We start from the raw sequence: 18162 nt of genomic DNA, 5'->3' as shown, positions 1-18162 counted from the left end.
CGGCATCCGTTCGCGCCTAGGATCGTAAGGTGAGCAAACCCCGCCTGTACTCCGGAATGCAGCCGTCCGCCGACTCCCTCCAGATCGGCAACTACATCGGAGCGCTCCTGCAGTGGCGGGACCTGCAGGAGTCCTACGACGCGTTCTTCTCCGTCGTCGACCTGCACGCCCTCACCCAGCCGAACGACCCCGCCGAGTTGCGCGCGAAGACCCGCCGCACCGCGGCGCAGTACATCGCGGCGGGCATCGAGCCGTCGAAGTCGACGCTGTACGTGCAGTCGCACGTCCGCGCCCACGCCGAACTCGCCTGGGTCCTCTCGACCGTCACCGGCTTCGGCGAAGCCGGCCGCATGACGCAGTTCAAGGACAAGTCGGCCCGGTACGGGTCGGATGCCACCAACGTCGGGCTCTTCACCTATCCGATCCTGATGGCCGCCGACATCCTGCTCTACCAGACCGACATCGTGCCCGTCGGCGACGACCAGAAGCAGCACGTCGAGCTGACCCGTGACCTTGCCGAGCGCTTCAACAGCCGGTTCGGTGAGGCGTTCGTCGTGCCGAAGCCCGTCATCCAGAAGGAGACGGCGCGCATCTACGACCTGCAGAATCCCACCGCGAAGATGTCGAAGTCGGCGGAGTCGGATGCCGGTGTGCTGTGGCTGCTCGACGACCCGAAGGTCTCGGCGAAGAAGATCATGCGCGCGGTCACCGACTCCGAGGGTGTCGTCCGCTACGACCGCGACGAGAAGCCGGGCGTCTCGAACCTGCTGGTGATCTACGCCGCCCTCACCGGGCGCTCGATCCCGTCGATCGAAGACGAGTACTCCGGTCGCGGCTACGGCGACTTCAAGAAGGGCCTCGCCGAGGTGGTCGTCGAGGAGTTCGGGCCGGTGCGCGAGCGCGCACTGCAGCTGCTCGACGACCCCGCCGAGCTCGACCGTGTGCTGGCGACCAACGCCGCGCGTGCCGACGAGGTCGCCGACCGCACCCTGGGCGACGTCTACGACAAGATCGGGCTGCTGCGCCGTGGCTGACGAGCCCCGCCTCGACCCGGACGCCGCACTCGTCGACGCGATCGACGCCGCGGCATCCGTCTCGATGGCGTCACCGGAGGATCCGGCGGCGCAGGAGCGCCTGTGGCGCGCGGTCTTCGCGCTGGAGAAGTGGATCTTCATCGCGCGCGGCACCGACGAGCAGCCGACGCCGTTCGCGGCGACGACCGAGCAGGGGCCGGCGATCTTCGCCTTCTCGACCGCGCAGCGAGCACAGGCCGCCGCGGTGGGCTTCGGCATCCTTCCCGAGGAGTCCGGCCGCCTGCTGGCCGTGCCGATGCCCGACGCCGCCGGGTGGGTCGCCTCGCACGCCGAGGGAGGCGTGCAGTTCATGGTGTTCGACGCCCCGCAGATCGGCGCGCTCACGCCGCTCGCGAACCTCGCCGCCATGGCCGTCTGGATCGAGCAGCACCCCGGGGACTGAGAAGGGTCCGGGCCCGTTCTCCGGATGAATGGGGGCGGACCGCCGCAGACGCCGCTGCACTCGCGCGATGATCCGGAGATCCGACGTCACCCCCGCCGGCGCCGCGTCGCCATCAGCCCGCGGACAGCAGCGATGACCCGTTCGGGGTGCCACATGAGGTCCGTGGCCGACAGGCGGAGCATTGCGTACCCCCGCTCTGCGAGAGCGAGGTCACGGCTGCGATCGGTGCGGTAGGCCCGAGGACCCGAGTGGTGCGCTTCGCTGTCGCACTCGATGACGAGCCACCCGTCCACGAGGAGGTCGACACGACCGACACCGTCGATGCGGACCTGGATCTCGACGCGACGGGACAGCCCGCGCAGCAGCAGTCTCGCGAGGGTCTCCGGTCCGGACTCGGCCCGCGGGTCGATGAGCATCCGGAGCGGCCGGTAGCGGCGCGGAAGGGCGGCGAACACCCGCGGGACGTCGCTCTCCGGGATCAGCCCGAGGTGGAGCGCGCTGTCGAGCGTCGCGATGGCCGCCCGCGGCGGCTGACAGCGGACTGCGTGAGCCACCATGTCCATCGGGTCCGCGCACGCGCCGTGCCGCTGCGGAGCGTCGATGGGTGGCAACCAGTGCCGCACGATCCCGGGCGCCGGCGGAAGCCTCGTGGAATGCGGGTCGACACGTACGTGGAGGCCGGGCTCGTCGAGCACGAACACTCCCAGGAGTCTCAGCGCACTCACGCACGTCAGGACTCCGCCGGCCGCCACAGCGGCGATCAGCTCGGGGGCAGCGTCGCCCGCGAGGTACCGATCGCGTCGCGCTCGGATCACGCTCCCGTTCGAGAGTGCCGCCGTGCGCTCGGTCCCTCCCATTCCGGCCGCCCGGAGGTCCGACGCGCCCCACACCGGGGTGGCGATGATCCGCCCCGCCCGCTCCCGGAACGCCCGCCGCTCGCTTTCCCACATGGCCACACCGTCCATCACCTTCGCCTCCAGGCGCGGGGGACGCCGACGGGCTGAGCATTTCCGACCGCAGGGACGTCATGTGGAGGAACGTTCTCCGGATGAGGAGGCCCCGAGCGCGCCGCGGTGTCGGCGAGAGGGCATCCATCCGGAGAACGGGCCCGTCTGGAGTGCCGGGGCGGCGCGCTCGGCGCGGGAGCGATGCCGGCCCACGCGCGTTCCTCGACGGCTCGTCGCGGCCCGTTCTCCGGATGAGCGAGGTGGTTCGCCCGCGTCGGACGTCGAAGAGCGTGATTCCTCCGGAGAACGGGCGAACGATGCGTCGGAACCCGCATCCGGCGCGCGCGGATAGGGTCGGGGCATGGAGCCGGTGACGCTGCGGACCGAGCGACTCGTGCTGTCGATCCCCACGGCAGCCGACGTCGACGCGATCACGGACGCCGCGCAGGACCCGCAGGTGCCGCGGTGGACGACGCTCCCCTCCCCCTACGATCGCCGGTACGCCGAGGAGTACGTCCACGGCGCGGAGCGCACGTGGGCCGACGAGTCGGAGCTCCTGTGGGCGATCCGGGCGGACGGCGTATGGGTCGGTGCGATGGGGCTGCACCGGGTCGTCACGGGTGGGAGCGCGGCGATCGGGTACTGGATGGATGCCGCGGCCCGCGGCAACGGCTACGTCACCGAAGCCGCCGCGGCGGTCATCGACTTCGCCTTCGCGCGACCGCTGTCGCTCGCACGCATCGAGTGGCGGGCGATCGTCGGCAACGACGCATCGGCGCGGACGGCGCAGAAGCTCGGCTTCCGCTACGAGGGCACGCTCCGCCAGGGTCTGGCCGACAGCCGCGGCCGCTACGACGGTTGGATCGCCTCGCTCCTGCCGACCGACGACCGCGCCCCGCAGCCGTGGCCGGTGCCCGTGACAACCCCCTGACCACCCGCGACCCCGGATGGCAGGATGACCCCATGCCTGAGATGCCCGAGGTGCAGGGACTGGTCGACTTCCTCCGCGACCGAGCGACGGGACTGTCCGTGACGAAGGTCTCGGTCGCGAACATCGCCGCGCTGAAGACCTACGACCCGCCGATCGACGCCATCAAGGGCGCGAGGATCACGGGATCCGATCGCCACGGCAAGTTCATCGACCTCGAGACGGATGCCGGTGTCCACCTGATCTTCCATCTCGCCAAGGCCGGCTGGCTCCGCTGGTACGACCAGCTCCCTGCGACGGTCATCCGGCCCGGCAAGACGCCGATCGCGCTCCGCATCGGCTTCGACGACGGATCGGGGTTCGACCTGACCGAGGCCGGCACGAAGAAGTCGCTCGCGTACTACGCCGCCCGCTCCCCCGCCGACGTCCCCGGCATCGCCCGCCTCGGACCCGATCCGCTCGACGAGTCGTTCACGCGCGACACGCTCGCGGGCCTGCTCGCTGGGCGCCGGACGCAGATCAAGGGCGTGCTGCGCGATCAGTCGATCGTCGCGGGGATCGGCAACGCCTACTCCGACGAGATCCTCCACGCGGCGAAGATGTCGCCGTACGCGTTGGCGGCTGGTCTGACGGATGCCGAGATCGACCGGCTCTACGCCGCGACCCGCGAGACCCTCGCCGAGGCTGTGGCCGCGGCATCCGGGAAGCCCCCGGCGGACCTGAAGGACGCGAAGCGTCGCGGCATGGCCGTCCACGGCCGGCGCGGCGAGGCGTGCCCGGTGTGCGGCGACGAGGTGCGATCGGTGTTCTTCGCCGACAACAGCCTCGAATACTGCGCGACGTGTCAGACGGGCGGCAAGATCCTCGCGGACCGGCGCCTGTCGCGCCTGCTGAAGTAGATCAGACCGTCCCGGCGAGCACGCGGGCGTCGTCGTCGACCCAGTCCATGGACTTCGACACCGCCTTCTCCCACAGTCGGCAGCGGCGGTCGCGCTCGTCCGGGTCCATCTGCGGCTCGAACCGGCGGTCCTCCTGCCAGTACCCCCGCAGCGCGTCGCAGTCCGGCCATACGCCGACGGCGAGCCCAGCGGCGTATGCGGCGCCGAGCGCCGTCGTCTCGACGACCTTCGGACGGATGACGGGGATGCCGAGGATGTCGGCCTGGAACTGCATGAGCGTGTCGTTGCGCGTCATCCCGCCGTCCACGCGCAGCTCCTCGAGCTCCCGGCCGGTGTCGGAGACGACTGCGGCGATGACGTCGCGCGTCTGGAAGGCAGTGGCTTCGAGCGCCGCACGGGCGATGTGCGCCTTGGTCACGTAGCGGGTGAGGCCGACGAGGGCTCCCCGCGCGTCGGGCCGCCAGTACGGCGCGAACAGGCCGGAGAAGGCGGGGACGAAGTACGCGCCGCCGTTGTCCTCGACGCTGCGGGCGAGCCGCTCGACCTCGGCCGACTCGGAGATGATGCTGAGATTGTCGCGCAGCCACTGGATGAGCGAGCCGGTGACGGCGATCGACCCCTCGAGCGCGTACCGCGGCGCGTCGTCGCCGAGCTGGTAGGCGACCGTCGTGATGAGGCCGGCATCCGATCGCACCAGCTCGGTGCCGGTGCCGACGAGGAGGAAGTTGCCGGTCCCGTAGGTGTTCTTCGACTGGCCGGCATCGAAGGCCGCCTGCCCGAAGGTCGCCGCCTGCTGGTCGCCGAGGATGCCGGCGATCCGGATGCCGCGGGCCACCCGCGGCTGCACGACCTCGCCGTACACCTCGGAGGAGGAGCGGATCTCGGGAAGCATCTCGCGCGGGATGTCCCACACCGAGAGCATCTCATCCGACCAGTCCAGGGTCCGCAGGTCCATGAGGAGGGTGCGGCTGGCATTGGTGACGTCCGTGATGTGGATGCCGCCGTCGCTGCCGCCCGTGAGGTTCCAGACCACCCAGGTGTCGGGCGTGCCGAACAACAGGTCGCCCGAGCGGGCGGCCTCGCGCGCGCCGTCGACGTTGTCGAGGATCCAGGCGATCTTCGACGCCGAGAAGTACGACGCGAGCGGCAGCCCGGTGACGTCGGCGAATGCGTCGACGCCGTGCGCGTCGATGAGCCGGTCGATCGCGGGCTGCGTGCGGGTGTCCTGCCAGACGAGGGCGTTGTGGATCGGCCGACCGGTCCGGCGGTCCCAGACGATCGCCGTCTCGCGCTGGTTCGTCACGCCGATCGCGGCGACGTCCGACGCCGAGAGGCCGATCTGGCTGAGTGCGTGCGCGAGCACCCACTCGGTGTTGGTCCAGATCTCCACGGGGTCGTGCTCGACGCGACCCGCACGGGGGAAGATCTGCTCGTGCTCGCGCTGCGCGGTCGCGACGAGCGCGCCCTCGCCGTCGAAGACGATGGCGCGCGTCGAGGTCGTGCCCTGGTCGATGGCGATCACGTGATCGGTCACGTCTCGTCTCCTCTTCGAGTGCGCGTCGCCGCTCGGGCGACGGGAAGCCTGCTTCAGACCGTAACGGGATCGGCCGCGTGGGTCGCCAGGAGCCCCCGCGCCACCTCCGCGCGCCGCGCGGAGGCATCCCATCCGAGGACGTCGGCGATCGCGTCCGCGATCTCCTCGACCACCTCGGCCGTCGCTTCGCCGCGGAACCCGATGTTCGTGCGACGCAGCAGGATGTCGTCGAGGTGGACCACGTGCTCCGACCGTGCGATGTGGCGCAGCTCCCCCGTGGTGAACCGCGGCAGGCTCGTCAGCGGCGCGTCCTCGTCGTCGTTCCGGACGGATGCCGCGACGGCCAGCGCGTGCGTGCCGTAGCGGTGCAGCATCCGGGTGCCGCGCTCGACGCCGAAGTCCGACAGGTGCTGGTGCACCCATTCCTCGCGTTCGGGCTGGGTGCGGGGGAAGCCGACCGCTCCCCCGATGGGCAGACCCTTCGTCGAGCGGACCCGTCCGCGACCGAGACGGGCGAGCACCTCGTCGGTGAGGCGGGCGGCGACCGCGCGGAAGGTGGTCCACTTGCCGCCGACGAGGCTGAGCACGGGGACGCGTCCGGCCCCGGGCAGGGACGCCTCCTCGATGCGGTAGTCGCGCGAGACGAAGCCGGCGGCGACGTCGCCGTGCCCGGGCAGCGGCCGGACGCCGGAGAAGCGGAAGACGATCTGCGATCGGTCGACGGGGATCGTGGGGAACACGTGCGAGATGAGGTCGAAGAAGTAGTCGACCTCCTCCTCGGTGCAGACGGCCGGCTCGTTCATGTCGTGCTCGAGATCGGTCGTCCCGACGAGGACGCGCCCGTTCAGCGGGTAGATGAGGACGATGCGTCCGTCGGAGTGCTCGAAGAACATCTCCCGACCACCGGTGGCCTGCAGCAGCTCGGGGTGGTCGAGGACGATGTGCGAGCCCTTCGTGCCGCCCATGTAGGCGGTGCGATCCCCGAGCGCGGCGTTGGTGAGGTCTGTCCACGGCCCGGAGGCGTTGAGGACGACGGATGCCTCGAAGGCGAACTCCTCCCCGGTCACCTGGTCGCGGAGGGTCACGGACCCGTCGCCGACACCGACGGCCGACGTGTAGTTCGCGGCCCGGGCGCGGTCGCCCCCGAGCGCGGCGCCGTCGCGGACCAGGTCGAGGCCGAGCCGCTCGGGCTCGCGGAGGGAGGCATCCCAGTAGGTCGCCGTGTACTTCACGCCGGGGTTCAGGTCGGGCTGGGCCGCCAGCGAGCGGCGCCGACCGTGGAAGGTGTGGCGGGGCACGCGACCCCCGCCCCGGGAGAACGAGTCGTAGATGATGAGGCCGACCTTGATGAGGAAGGCCCCGCGCTCAGTGGAGGCGGTCTTGCGGTGCAGCAGCATCCGCAGCGGTGCGGAGAACAGTCCCGAGAAGGTCGAGAAGATGGGCACGGTCGTCCGGAGCGGCGTGACGTAGTGGGCCGCCGTGGTCAGCAGGTCGTTGCGCTCGGTGACCGACTCGTGGACCAGGCGGAACTCGCCGTTCTCGAGGTAGCGGATGCCGCCGTGGATCATGTGGCTGGACGCGGCCGAGGCTCCGGAGAGGAAGTCGCCCCGCTCGACCAGCGCGACGTCCACCCCCTGCAGCGCCAGGTCGCGGAAGGCGGCGACGCCGTTGATCCCGCCGCCGATGATGAGCACGTCGGCCCGCGGCCGCTCGCGCAGCGCCGCAGTCGTCCGTCGGATTCCCGTCTCCACGTGATACTCCCTCGCCTGCCGGGTCGCGGCCCGGTCGTCCCTCGTTCGCGACAATGATCGCACCGCGTGGACGGGATTGCAGTCCGCTTGCACAAACGTGCACACTGTGATGCGTGGACGAACCCCTCGATGCCGACGACGTGCGCCGCGCCCTCACCGCGGCGCATCTGTACTACGTCCAGGAGCGCACGATGGAGGCGATCGCGCGCGAGCTGGGCACCTCCCGGTCGACCGTGTCGCGCCTGCTCTCCCGCGCACGGGCGAGCGGCATCGTCGACATCCGCATCCGCTCGCCCTTCGCGGCTCCGCAGCTGCTCGAACAGGCACTCGCCGAGCGCTACGGGATCACCGCCCACGTCGTCCCCGTCCCCGACGACGCGACCGAGGTGGAGCGGCTCGAGCGCGTGGCCACGGCGGCGGCGCACCTGCTCGGCGACCTGGTCGAACCCGACGGCACCGTCGGTGTCGCCTGGGGCTCGACGACGGCGGCCGTGAGTCGCCGACTCGTCCCGAAGGCGGTCCGGGGCACCACGTTCGTGCAGCTGAACGGCTCGGGCAACACGCACACGACGGGGCTGCTCTACGCCAGTGAGATCCTCAGCCGGTTCGCCGTGGCGTACGGCGGCAGTGCACAGCAGTTCCCCGTGCCGGCGTTCTTCGACGATCCGCGGACGAAGCAGGCGATGTGGCGGGAGCGGAGCACCACCCGCATCCTCGACATGCAGGCGGCCATGGACCTCGTCGTCTTCAGCGTCGGGTCGGCGGACTCGCGCGTTCCCAGCCATGTCTACGCCGGCGGATACCTCGAGCCCGATGAGCTCGCCGAGCTGGAGCGACAGGGGGTGGTCGGCGACGTGGCGACGGTGTTCTACCGCGTCGACGGATCGACCCGCGGGATCACGCTGAACGACCGAGCGACTGGTCCTCGCTTCGACGTCCTGCGCCGTGTCCCCGCACGGCTCTGCGTCGTGTCCGGCGTCGACAAACGCGACAGTCTGCGCGGTGCCCTCGCCGCACGTCTGGTCACGGAGCTCGTCGTCGACGAGGCGACGGCTCGCTCACTCGCCGAATGACCGGCGGCGAGTCGGCGGTCGTCACCTGCGGTCATACGGAACTCATGGGAATGAATCGACTCCACCGGGGTTGACTACACTTCGAGAGCAAGAAACGTGCTCCGGGGTCGGTGTGAATCCGAACCGGCGGTGACAGTCCGCGAGCGGGACCTCTGGTCCTGCTGACCCGGTGGGATTCCGGGACCGACGGTGATGCGACGCGAGTCGCGAGTCCGGATGGGAGGCAGCACGAGAGGTCGTCGGCGGATGCCGCGACCCTTCGCGACCTGCGCCCGCACCCCGGAGACCCGAACGAAGGATCCGGATGAGTGCCACCGCCACGGAGCTGAGCGCGCTGCGCGAGGCGTTCGCGCTCGCCCTGCACGGTCCGCGAGGCGTCAACCCGCAGGTGGGTGCCGCGATCCTCTCCCCCTCCGGGGACGTCCTCGCCCGGGGGTGGCATCGCGGCGCAGGAACCCCCCACGCGGAGGTCGACGCGCTCTCGAAGCTGGGCGCGGATGCCGCGCGCGGCGCGACAGCGGTCGTCACCCTGGAGCCCTGCAACCACACCGGGCGGACCGGCCCGTGCGCCGAGGCCCTCATCGACGCCGGTGTGGCCCGCGTGGTCTACGCGGTCGCCGATCCCGGGGACCACTCCTCCGGCGGCGCCGATCGCCTGCGGGCGGCAGGAGTGGAGGTCGTCGGCGGCGTGCTGGAAGGCGACGGTGAGCACCTGCTGCACTCATGGCTGACCGTGCAGCGACTCGGACGCCCCCACGTCACGGTCAAGTGGGCGCAATCGCTCGACGGGCGGGCCGCGGCATCCGACGGGACCAGCCAGTGGATCACCGGCGCCGCCGCCCGCGCCGACGTGCACCTGCGTCGCGCCGACGCCGACGCCATCGTCGCCGGCACCGGGACGGTGCTGACAGACGACCCCGCGCTGACCGCTCGGCGCGAGGACGGCACCCTCTTCGACACCCAGCCCCGCCCGGTGGTCGTGGGGACCCGCGCGGTGCCGCAGGAAGCGCGGTTGCGGCAGCATCCGCGACCCTTCATGCAGGACGAGGGCGACGACCTGCCCGACCTGCTCGACCGCCTGCGCCAGCTGGGCGCGCACCGCGTCTTCGTCGAGGGCGGTCCGACGCTCGCGGGCTCGTTCCTGCGCGCCGGCCTCGTCGACGAACTGCTCGTGTACGTGGCCCCGACCCTCATCGGCGGGGACCGCGTGGCCGTCGGCGACATCGGCGTCACGACCATCGCGCAGCAGCGGCGACTCGACATCTCGCGCATCGACCGACTCGGCGACGACATCCTCGTCGTCGCGACCCCCAAGGAGGGCTGATGTTCACCGGCATCATCGAAGAACAGGGCGTCATCACCGGCATCTCGCCCTCGGGCGACGGCGTCCGACTGAGCGTGCGCGCGCCCTTGGCCGTGTCGGATGCCGCTCGCGGCGACTCGATCTCCATCAGCGGCGTCTGCCTCACCGTCACGGATCAGACCCCCGACGGCTTCACCGCCGACGTCATGCGGCAGACCCTCGACATGTCGACGCTCGGAGCGCTCGAGGTCGGCTCACCCGTCAACGTCGAGCGCGCGCTCGCGGCCCACGCCCGCCTGGGCGGGCACATCGTCCAGGGACACGTCGACGGCACCGGCGCGGTGCTCGAGGTCCGACCCGGCGAGCAGTGGCGCGTGCTGCGCATCTCGCTCCCGTCCGAGCTCGCTCCCGTCGTCGTCGACAAGGGGTCCATCACCGTGCAGGGCGTCTCGCTCACGGTCTCCGCCGTCTCGGAGCCCGAGGCCGCGGACCACTGGTTCGAGATCTCCCTCATCCCCGAGACCCTCGAGGTGACCACCCTCGGCGCCCTCGCGGCCGGCGACCGCGTCAACCTCGAGACCGACATCCTCGCGCGCCACGTGCAGCGCCTGCTCCGATTCACCGCACCCGGCACCACGCCCGCAGAAGAAGGAGGCTCCCGATGAGCCTGTCGTCCATCCCCGATGCCCTCGCCGCCCTCAAGGAAGGGCGACCGATCCTGGTCGCCGACGACGAGAGCCGCGAGAACGAGGGCGACATCATCATCTCCGCCGAGCTCGCCTCGCCGGAGTGGCTCGCCTGGACCATCCGGTGGTCCAGCGGCTTCCTCTGCGCACCGATGCCGGCCGACTGGGCGGACCGCCTCGACCTGCCGCCCATGGTCGAGGTGAACGAGGACGCGCGGAGCACCGCCTACACGGTCAGCGTCGACGCCGCCGAGGGAGTGACCACGGGCATCAGCGCAGCCGACCGCGCCCGGACGGCCAACGTCCTCGCCGACCCCGCCTCGGTGCCGTCCTCGCTCATCCGGCCCGGACACGTGCTGCCGCTGCGCGCCGTCGACGGGGGCGTGCGAGAGCGTGCGGGCCACACCGAGGCCGCGGTCGAGCTCATGCAGCTCGCGGGCCTGCAGCCCGTCGGGATCATCGGCGAGGTCGTCGCGGACGACGGCAGCATGATGCGCATGCCGGGCCTGCTCGAGATGGGTGAGCGCGACGGCATCCCGGTCATCACCATCGAGCAGCTCATCGCGCACCTCGACGGCATGGACGGCAGCAGCACGGACGCCCACACCGACCACGTCGCCAAGCGCCGCGTGAGCCTGCGCGCCGAGGCGAAGGTGCCGACCTCGCACGGCGAGTTCCGGTTCCTCGCATACAAGGACCGCATCACCGGCACCGACCACATCGCGGTCGTCTCGGGCGAGCTGACCGACGAGGCGCCGCTCGTCCGCGTGCACTCCGAATGCCTGACCGGCGAAGCGTTCGGGTCGCTGAAGTGCGAATGCGGGCCGCAGCTGGAGGCGGCACTCGACGCGATCGAGCAGGACGGCGGCATCGTCATCTACATGCGCGGGCACGAGGGCCGCGGCATCGGGCTGATCAACAAGCTGCGCGCGTACAGCCTGCAGGAGCGCGGACTCGACACCGTCGACGCCAACCTCGCCCTCGGCTTGCCCGCCGATGCGCGTGACTACGCGGCGGCCGCCGGCATCCTGCAGGACCTGGGCGTCCGTCAGATCCGTCTGCTGACGAACAACACCGACAAGGTCGCGCAGCTGCGCGCCCTGGGCCTGTCGATCGTCGACCAGGTCCCCCTGCTCGTCGGCGTCGGCGCGAACAACCACCAGTACCTGGCGACGAAGGCTGACCGCATGGGTCACATCATCGACGCCGACGATCTGCGCGAGGCGCTCGCGCACAGCGAGGAGCACACCGCATGAGCGGACACGGAGCACCCGAGACCCAGCCGATCGACGCACGGGGGCTGCACGTCGTCGTCGTCGCAGGCCAGTGGCACGATCGGATCAGCGACGGTCTCGTCGCGGGCGCCTCGCGGACCCTCGACGCATCGGGTGCGTCGTGGCGCCTGGTCCGTGTGCCGGGCTCGTTCGAGCTGCCGGTCGTCGCGAAGGCCGCCCTCGAGGCGGGCGCGGACGCGGTCGTCGCGCTCGGTGTCATCATCCGCGGCGGGACGCCCCACTTCGAGTTCGTCTCCTCCGCCGCCACCGACGGGCTCACGCGCGTTGCGCTCGACACCGGCAAACCCGTCGGCTTCGGCGTGCTCACCCTCGACGACGAGCAGCAGGGCATCGACCGCGCGGGCCTGGACGGGTCGAAGGAGGACAAGGGTGCGGAAGCAGCGGATGCCGCACTCCGTACGGCGCTCGTGCTCCGGGAACTCCGCGGCTGAGCCCCGACGCGTGGCGCGGCGCGCGCTGCGGGGAGCGGCGCGCTGCGGGAAGTCGGCACCTTCAGGTAGCCTGATGGCATGGAGATCCTGCGCAGTGTCGTCGTCCTCGTCCACCTCGTCGGCTTCGCGACGATCTTCGGCGCGTGGGTCGTCGAAGCCGTCGGGCAGCGGCGCATCACGCGCATCATGCACTGGGGCCTCGGTGTCGCGCTCGTCGCCGGGCTCGCCCTGTCGGCGCCGTGGGGCCTGGACCACGACCTGAACTACGCCAAGATCGGCATCAAGCTGGTCGTCCTCGTCATCATCGGCGGCCTGCTCGGGGCAGGCGCGGCGCGGGCCCGCAAGAGCGGAGGCGGGGTGCCCGCCGGCATCTTCTGGCCCATCGGCATCCTCACCCTGCTGAACGCCGGGCTCGCCGTCATCTGGCGCTGACACCTCGCGGGGACGTCCGGTGCAGCCTGCGGAGTAGGCTGGAGGTTTGGCGCAGACGACACCGTCGGCGCCCGGTCACCCAGTGCACTGACGTCCCCGCGACACCCCTGCCCGGACGTCACGCCGCCGCCGCGTCCCACGAGGACCTCCCCCTCTTCTTCCGAAGGTCCCCGCATGTCATCCGCAGCACCCGCGGCAACCGCCGCGCCCGCCAATCCCCGCTCACGCGTCATCACCGCGAGCCTCATCGGCACGACGATCGAGTTCTACGACTTCTACGTCTACGCGACCGCCGCCGTCCTCGTCTTCCCCATCCTCTTCTTCCCCGCCGGCAACGAGACGACCAACCTCCTGCTCTCGTTCAGCATCTTCGGCGCGGCGATGGTCGCCCGCCCCGTCGGCGCCGTCATCTTCGGCCACTTCGGCGACAAGTTCGGCCGCAAGGCGACCCTCGTGGGCTCGCTGCTCACGATGGGTGTCGCCACCTTCCTCATCGGCCTGCTGCCCACCTTCGACCAGGTCGGCATCGTGGCGCCGATCCTCCTGCTGCTCCTCCGCCTCGCACAGGGCTTCGCCCTCGGCGGCGAATGGTCGGGCGCCGCGCTCGTCGCGACCGAGAACGCGCCGAAGGGCAAGCGCGCCTGGTACGGCACGTTCCCGCAGCTGGGTGCGCCCATCGGGTTCATCATCGCGAACACGGTGTTCCTGGTGATCTACTTCCTGCTGCCGCACCCGGACGGTCCCGCGCAGCGCAGTGAGGAGTTCCTCGCCTGGGGCTGGCGCGTGCCCTTCCTCTTCTCGGCGGTCATGGTCATCGTCGGTCTGTACGTCCGACTCAAGCTCGTCGAGTCGGAGACATTCTCGAAGGCGGAGAAGACCGGCGCCATCCGCAAGTTCCCGCTCGGCGAGGTCGTCCGTCGCCACTGGAAGCAGCTCATCCTCGGCACCTTCATCATGCTGGCGACCTACGTGCTCTTCTACCTCATGACGAGCTTTACCCTCGCGTACGGCACGAAGGCCACCACCGAGGGCGCCGCAGCCGCCGCCGAGGCCGCCGGCACACCCTTCGACGCCGCGGCTTACGTGCCGGGTCTCGGATTCGGGTACACCGACTTCGTCATCATGCAGATCGTCGGCGTCGTCTTCTTCGGCATCTTCACGTTGCTGTCGGGCCCCGTCGCCGACGCGATCGGCCGGCGCCGCCTCCTGCTGTGGATCACCGGCGCCATCGCCGTGTTCGGTCTGCTGTTCAACGTCTTCCTCCTCCCCCAGCTCGACCCCAAGTTCAGCGGCGCACTCGTGCAGGCGTTCCTGATCTTCGGCTTCATGCTGATGGGCGCGACCTTCGGGCCGATGGGCGCGCTCCTGCCCGAGCTCTTCCCGACGAACGTCCGCTACACCGGCTCGGCGATCTCGTACAACGTGTCGTCGATCCTCGGCGCGGCCCTCGCCCCCATCGTCGCGACGGCGCTGTGGGCGGCCGCGGGCGGGTCGCCGTGGCTCGTCGGCGTCTACCTGTCGGGCTCCGCCGTCCTCACCTTCATCGCCCTGTGGCTGTCGAAGGAGACGAAGGACGTCGAGTACGAGACGAACATCGGCCACGTGGACCTCGGCACGCGCTAAGGACCCGGAACCAGCGGATGCCGCGGCCCACCCCACCGGGAGGGCCGCGGCATCCGTCTGTCAAGAGCTCCTCTCGCCGCACGGCCGGGTCTATCGTCGGCCCTACAGGCACGTGAGGAGCGGACGATGGCGAGCAAGAAGGTCACCCAGGCATCGGTCGTCGAGTACGACGAGACCGGCGGACCGGAGGTCCTGCATCTCGTCGATCGACCGCTCGCCGAGCCCGGCCCCGGGGAGGTGACCGTCGAGGTCATGACCATGGGACTCAACCACATCGAGGGCTTCATCCGGTCAGGTGCCGAGCAGGAGTGGGACGATCCGTTCCCGCGCCGTTCGGGCAGCTGCTTCGCGGGCGTCGTCGTCGCAGCGGGTCCGGACGCCGGCAGCTTCCCCGTGGGCACCGACGTCGTGGGTCACGTACGAGCGGGCGCGCAGGCGAGCCACCTGACGGTGTCGACCGACCGACTGGTCCGGAAGCCCAAGAACGTCACCTTCGAGACGGCCGGAGGGCTGTACCTCGCGGGCACGACGGCGCTCGACATCCTGGACGAGCTGAAGATCGGCGCGGGCGACACCGTCGTCATCTCGGCGGCCGCGGGCGGCGTCGGCAGCGTCGAAGCGCAGATCGCGATGCACCGGGGCGCCCGGGTCATCGGCACGTGCGGCGATCGCAACTTCGACTACCTCCGGCAGCTGGGCGTGAAGCCGGTCCGCTACGGCGAGGGCATCGTCGACCGCATCCGGGCCCTCGCGCCCGACGGTGTGACCGCGTTCATCGACAACTTCGGTCAGGACGGGCAGGACATCGCCGAGGCTCTCGGCGTCCCCGCCGGCAAGTTCCGTTCGAGCGCCGACCGTCGCGACCGCGAGGTCGCGCTCCTCTCGGACGAGCCCGACGCGGTCGCCCACGGCACGGAGCAGCTGCGCAAGGTCGTCGACCTCGCCGACAAGCGAGCCGTGAACGTCCTGGTCTCGGGGTTCTACCCGCTCGCCGACGTCGCCGAGGCCTACGACGACCTGCAGAAGCTGCACTCGAGGGGCAAGGTCGTGCTCGCGACGCATCCGGTCAACGCCCGGCGCATCCGCAAGGCTCGCGAGGTCATGGAATCAGGCCGCTGACCGGCGCGACCCTCAGTCGAGGAACAGGGCCCGCAGTCGCGTGGTCGTGAACACCAGCCCGATCGCGATCATCACGACGTAGTAGAGGACGTGCCACAGCATCCCGGCCGACAGGATGCCGGTGGTCAGACCCCGGATGAGCTCGACACCGTGCCACAGCGGGAGCGCCATCACGATGGACTGCACCCACTCCGGGTAGACGTCGATGGGGTAGAACGTCGCCGAGAACAGGAACATCGGCAGGAGCGCGAAGTTGATCCAGTCCATGTGCTGGAACGTGTTCATGTAGCTGGTGACCGCCATGCCGAGACTCGCGAACCCGAAGGCGATGAGGAGCACCGCGGGGATGGCGAGGATCGCGGTCCACGACAGGTTGAGACCCAGGACCTGCATGACGATCATGAACCCGGTGGCATAGAGCAGCCCGCGCAGGAGAGCGTAGAGGATCTCGCCGAGGGCGACGTCGAGCGGGCCGAGGGAGGTCGCCAGCATCCCCTCGTAGAGCTTGCCGTAGTTGAGTTTGAAGAAGACGTTCCAGGTGGAGTCGTAGATGGCGCCGTTCATGGCCGACACCGCCAGCAGCGCCGGCGCGATGAACGCCATGTACGGGACCTCGGTGCCCTGCGCGGTCTGCACCTCGCCGATGAGGGCCCCGAGACCGAGCCCCATCGAGAGCAGGTAGAAGACCGGCTCGAAGAACCCGGACAGGACGACGACCCAGCTCGAGGAGCGGGCCGCGAGGAACCCGCGCTGCACGACGGCCGCCGGATTGCCCGCCCAGAGCGAGCGGACGCCGCCGCGGCGCGACACGGTGTCGACCGTTGCGGCGCTCACTTCGCGAGCCTCTCGATGAACACGCGCCGACCCCACAGGTACCCGATGCCGCACAGCGCGACGAGGAAGGCGAGGTGCACGACGATCATGACCGGCGGGACGGCTGCGCCGTACGTCGCGAGGCGACCGAGCTCGGCGCCGTGCCACAGCGGCGAGATCCAGCCGATCCACTGCAGCCAGACCGGGAGGGTATCGAGCGGGTAGAAGGTGCCGGAGAACAGGAACATCGGCATGAACACGAACCGCTGCACGAGGGCGAACTGTCCTTTGTCATCCTCGATGGAGCCTGCGTAGGCCATAAGGGGGATGCCGAAGGCCGCCCCCGCCAGGATGCCCGCCGGGATCGCGAGCCACCCGGTCCCGGGGTTCGGGACGGTCGTCCAGCCGACGCCCAGGGCGCCGAGCAGCCAGATGAAGAGGTAGTACGCCGCGACGGCGAACGCCATGCGCGCGGTCGCGCCGATGATGACGCCGTTCGCGATCTGCGGGCTCGACAGCGCCGAGGCATTGAATCCGTAGAAGTAGCGGCGCCACTTGAACCCCGCCATGACGGGGTGGGTCATCTCCTCGGAGGCGACGGAGAGGGCGGCGGTCACGAGCAGCGCGGGGGCGACGAAGACGAGGTAGTCGACCTCGATGCCGCGGTCGACGATCGGCGCCTGGATCAGCGCCGCCAGCCCGGCCGCGAGGCCGAGGAGGTACAGCACCGGCTGCCCCAGCGCCCCGACCACGATCGTCCAGCCGTACGCGCGCATCGCGCGGACCATGTGCTCGGTGACGTACCAGCTGCCGTAGCGCCGGGGCTTCCGGCCCCACGCCATCGCCTCGGCGCGCAGCTCGTCGAGCGTCGGCTGCGCCGCCCGCGTCGTCTCGCTCATTCGATCAGCGACCGTCCCGTGAGCCGGAGGAAGACGTCCTCGAGGCTCGAGCGCCGCACCAGGCTCGTCATCGGCTGCAGTCCCGACGTCGTGACCCGCTCGAGGGCGGCCTCGCCGTCGTGGGCGTAGACCAGGATGCGGTCGGGCAGCACCTCGACGCGGTCGCCGATGCCCTGCAGCTGGGCGGCGACCTGCTCGTTGCGATCGGAGCCGAAGCGCACCTCGAGCACCTCGCGGCTCGAGTGCTCGCGGATGAGGGAGGCGGGGCTCCCCTCGGCCATGATGCGCCCCTTGTCCACGACGACGAGCCGGTCGCACAGCTGCTCGGCCTCGTCCATGTAGTGGGTCGTAAGCACGAGCGTCGTGCCGCGCTCCTTGAGGCGGAAGAGTCGATCCCAGAGCACGTGACGGGCCTGCGGGTCGAGGCCGGTCGTGGGCTCGTCGAGGAGGAGGATGCGCGGGTCGTTGATGAGCCCGCGCGCGATCGTCAGGCGGCGCTTCATGCCGCCCGACAGCTGATCGACCTTGTGCTTCGCCTTGTCCTCGAGCTGGGCGAACGCGAGCAGCTCGTCCGCCTTCTCGGCGCACACGTTGCCCGGGAGTCCGAAGTAGCGGCCGTAGATGTAGAGGTTCTCGCGGGCGTTGAGCTCGCCGTCGAGGTTGTCCTGCTGCGGCACGACACCCAGTCGCGAGCGGATCTCGGGACCGTAGTGGTCGGGATCGAGCCCGAGGATCGACAGGTCGCCGCTCGTGCGCGTCGACACCGCCCCGATCATCTTCATCGTCGTCGACTTGCCCGCGCCGTTGGGCCCGAGCAGGCCGAAGGACTCCCCCGGTGCGACCTCGAAGGACAGCCCGTCGACGGCGAGGAAGTCGGGCTTTCCCTTCGACCTGTAGGCCTTCACGAGACGCTCGGCGCGGATCACGGCTTCTGGCACCGGACCACCCTACCG

At 70.5% G+C, this 18162-nt stretch carries 18 protein-coding genes and 1 riboswitch; of the genes, 12 read left to right on the top strand and 6 right to left on the bottom strand.

The annotated features are described in order from the left end of the window. Positions 1-29: 29 nt before the first annotated feature. Both trpS and KZX17_RS07865 read left to right on the top strand, forming a co-directional pair. Positions 30-1034: a tryptophan--tRNA ligase gene (gene trpS / locus KZX17_RS07870; RefSeq protein WP_308194555.1), complete on the top strand. Its 1005-nt coding sequence runs from the start codon at positions 30-32 to the stop codon at positions 1032-1034. Next, positions 1027-1476, top strand: coding sequence for a hypothetical protein (locus tag KZX17_RS07865; protein ID WP_248171840.1), 450 nt, complete (start codon positions 1027-1029; stop codon positions 1474-1476). The genes trpS and KZX17_RS07865 overlap by 8 nt, the downstream gene beginning before the upstream one ends. Positions 1477-1562: 86 nt before the next feature. Here the strand turns inward: KZX17_RS07865 and KZX17_RS07860 are convergent, their stop codons facing one another. Then, complete coding sequence (locus tag KZX17_RS07860) at positions 1563-2441, bottom strand: endonuclease domain-containing protein (protein WP_248175598.1); 879 nt, start codon at positions 2439-2441, stop codon at positions 1563-1565. Between the two features lie 343 nt (positions 2442-2784). Between KZX17_RS07860 and KZX17_RS07855 the strand changes: the two genes are divergently transcribed. Both KZX17_RS07855 and KZX17_RS07850 read left to right on the top strand, forming a co-directional pair. Next, positions 2785-3354, top strand: coding sequence for a GNAT family N-acetyltransferase (locus KZX17_RS07855; RefSeq protein ID WP_248171836.1), 570 nt, complete (start codon positions 2785-2787; stop codon positions 3352-3354). A 32-nt stretch (positions 3355-3386) separates the two neighbouring features. Further along, on the top strand, positions 3387-4250 hold the full coding sequence (locus KZX17_RS07850) for an Fpg/Nei family DNA glycosylase (protein WP_248171834.1): 864 nt from the start codon (positions 3387-3389) through the stop codon (positions 4248-4250). Between the two features lies 1 nt (position 4251). On the opposite strand, the gene glpK is transcribed toward KZX17_RS07850, so the two are convergent. Together glpK and KZX17_RS07840 are read right to left on the bottom strand one after the other, a co-directional pair. Beyond that, positions 4252-5784, bottom strand: a complete 1533-nt coding sequence (glpK, locus tag KZX17_RS07845; protein WP_248171832.1) for a glycerol kinase GlpK — start codon at positions 5782-5784, stop codon at positions 4252-4254. A gap of 53 nt (positions 5785-5837) precedes the next feature. Next, on the bottom strand, positions 5838-7535 hold the full coding sequence (locus tag KZX17_RS07840) for a glycerol-3-phosphate dehydrogenase/oxidase (protein WP_248171830.1): 1698 nt from the start codon (positions 7533-7535) through the stop codon (positions 5838-5840). A 113-nt stretch (positions 7536-7648) separates the two neighbouring features. Here KZX17_RS07840 and KZX17_RS07835 point away from each other — a divergent pair, with 113 nt between their 5' ends. From KZX17_RS07835 to KZX17_RS07800, 8 genes are all read left to right on the top strand, one after another. Then, positions 7649-8608: a sugar-binding transcriptional regulator gene (locus KZX17_RS07835; protein ID WP_248171828.1), complete on the top strand. Its 960-nt coding sequence runs from the start codon at positions 7649-7651 to the stop codon at positions 8606-8608. Positions 8609-8700: 92 nt separating this feature from the next. After that, positions 8701-8842, top strand: a riboswitch (FMN riboswitch). Between the two features lie 70 nt (positions 8843-8912). Beyond that, complete coding sequence (gene ribD / locus KZX17_RS07830; protein ID WP_248171826.1) at positions 8913-9932, top strand: bifunctional diaminohydroxyphosphoribosylaminopyrimidine deaminase/5-amino-6-(5-phosphoribosylamino)uracil reductase RibD; 1020 nt, start codon at positions 8913-8915, stop codon at positions 9930-9932. Continuing rightward, the gene (locus KZX17_RS07825) at positions 9932-10576 is read left to right on the top strand and encodes a riboflavin synthase (protein WP_248171824.1); all 645 of its coding nucleotides are present in this window, start codon (positions 9932-9934) and stop codon (positions 10574-10576) included. Before ribD ends, KZX17_RS07825 begins: the two co-directional genes overlap by 1 nt. After that, the gene (gene ribA / locus KZX17_RS07820; protein ID WP_248171823.1) at positions 10573-11853 is read left to right on the top strand and encodes a GTP cyclohydrolase II; all 1281 of its coding nucleotides are present in this window, start codon (positions 10573-10575) and stop codon (positions 11851-11853) included. The genes KZX17_RS07825 and ribA overlap by 4 nt, the downstream gene beginning before the upstream one ends. Continuing rightward, positions 11850-12323, top strand: coding sequence for a 6,7-dimethyl-8-ribityllumazine synthase (gene ribH / locus KZX17_RS07815; RefSeq protein ID WP_248171822.1), 474 nt, complete (start codon positions 11850-11852; stop codon positions 12321-12323). Before ribA ends, ribH begins: the two co-directional genes overlap by 4 nt. Before the next feature lie 78 nt (positions 12324-12401). Beyond that, complete coding sequence (locus tag KZX17_RS07810) at positions 12402-12755, top strand: Fe-S protein (protein WP_248171821.1); 354 nt, start codon at positions 12402-12404, stop codon at positions 12753-12755. Between the two features lie 174 nt (positions 12756-12929). Continuing rightward, on the top strand, positions 12930-14378 hold the full coding sequence (locus KZX17_RS07805; RefSeq protein WP_248171820.1) for an MFS transporter: 1449 nt from the start codon (positions 12930-12932) through the stop codon (positions 14376-14378). Between the two features lie 126 nt (positions 14379-14504). Then, a complete protein-coding gene (locus KZX17_RS07800) occupies positions 14505-15497 on the top strand; it encodes an NADP-dependent oxidoreductase (RefSeq protein WP_248171819.1) in 993 nt (330 codons plus the stop codon). Positions 15498-15509: 12 nt separating this feature from the next. Here the strand turns inward: KZX17_RS07800 and KZX17_RS07795 are convergent, their stop codons facing one another. The 3 genes from KZX17_RS07795 to KZX17_RS07785 are packed head-to-tail and all read right to left on the bottom strand — an operon-like array spanning position 15510 to position 18147. Beyond that, positions 15510-16331 (bottom strand): ABC transporter permease, encoded by an 822-nt coding sequence (locus tag KZX17_RS07795; protein ID WP_248171818.1) that lies wholly within the window; start codon positions 16329-16331, stop codon positions 15510-15512. Continuing rightward, on the bottom strand, positions 16328-17209 hold the full coding sequence (locus tag KZX17_RS07790; RefSeq protein ID WP_248171817.1) for an ABC transporter permease: 882 nt from the start codon (positions 17207-17209) through the stop codon (positions 16328-16330). Before KZX17_RS07790 ends, KZX17_RS07795 begins: the two co-directional genes overlap by 4 nt. Beyond that, positions 17206-18147, bottom strand: a complete 942-nt coding sequence (locus KZX17_RS07785) for an ABC transporter ATP-binding protein (protein ID WP_248171816.1) — start codon at positions 18145-18147, stop codon at positions 17206-17208. The genes KZX17_RS07790 and KZX17_RS07785 overlap by 4 nt, the downstream gene beginning before the upstream one ends. Positions 18148-18162: the final 15 nt, after the last annotated feature.

Origin of the sequence: Microbacterium sp. EYE_78 (assembly GCF_023149035.1) — a bacterium.
Taxonomy (GTDB): domain Bacteria; phylum Actinomycetota; class Actinomycetes; order Actinomycetales; family Microbacteriaceae; genus Microbacterium.
This window is presented reverse-complemented; position numbering and strand designations above follow the sequence as displayed.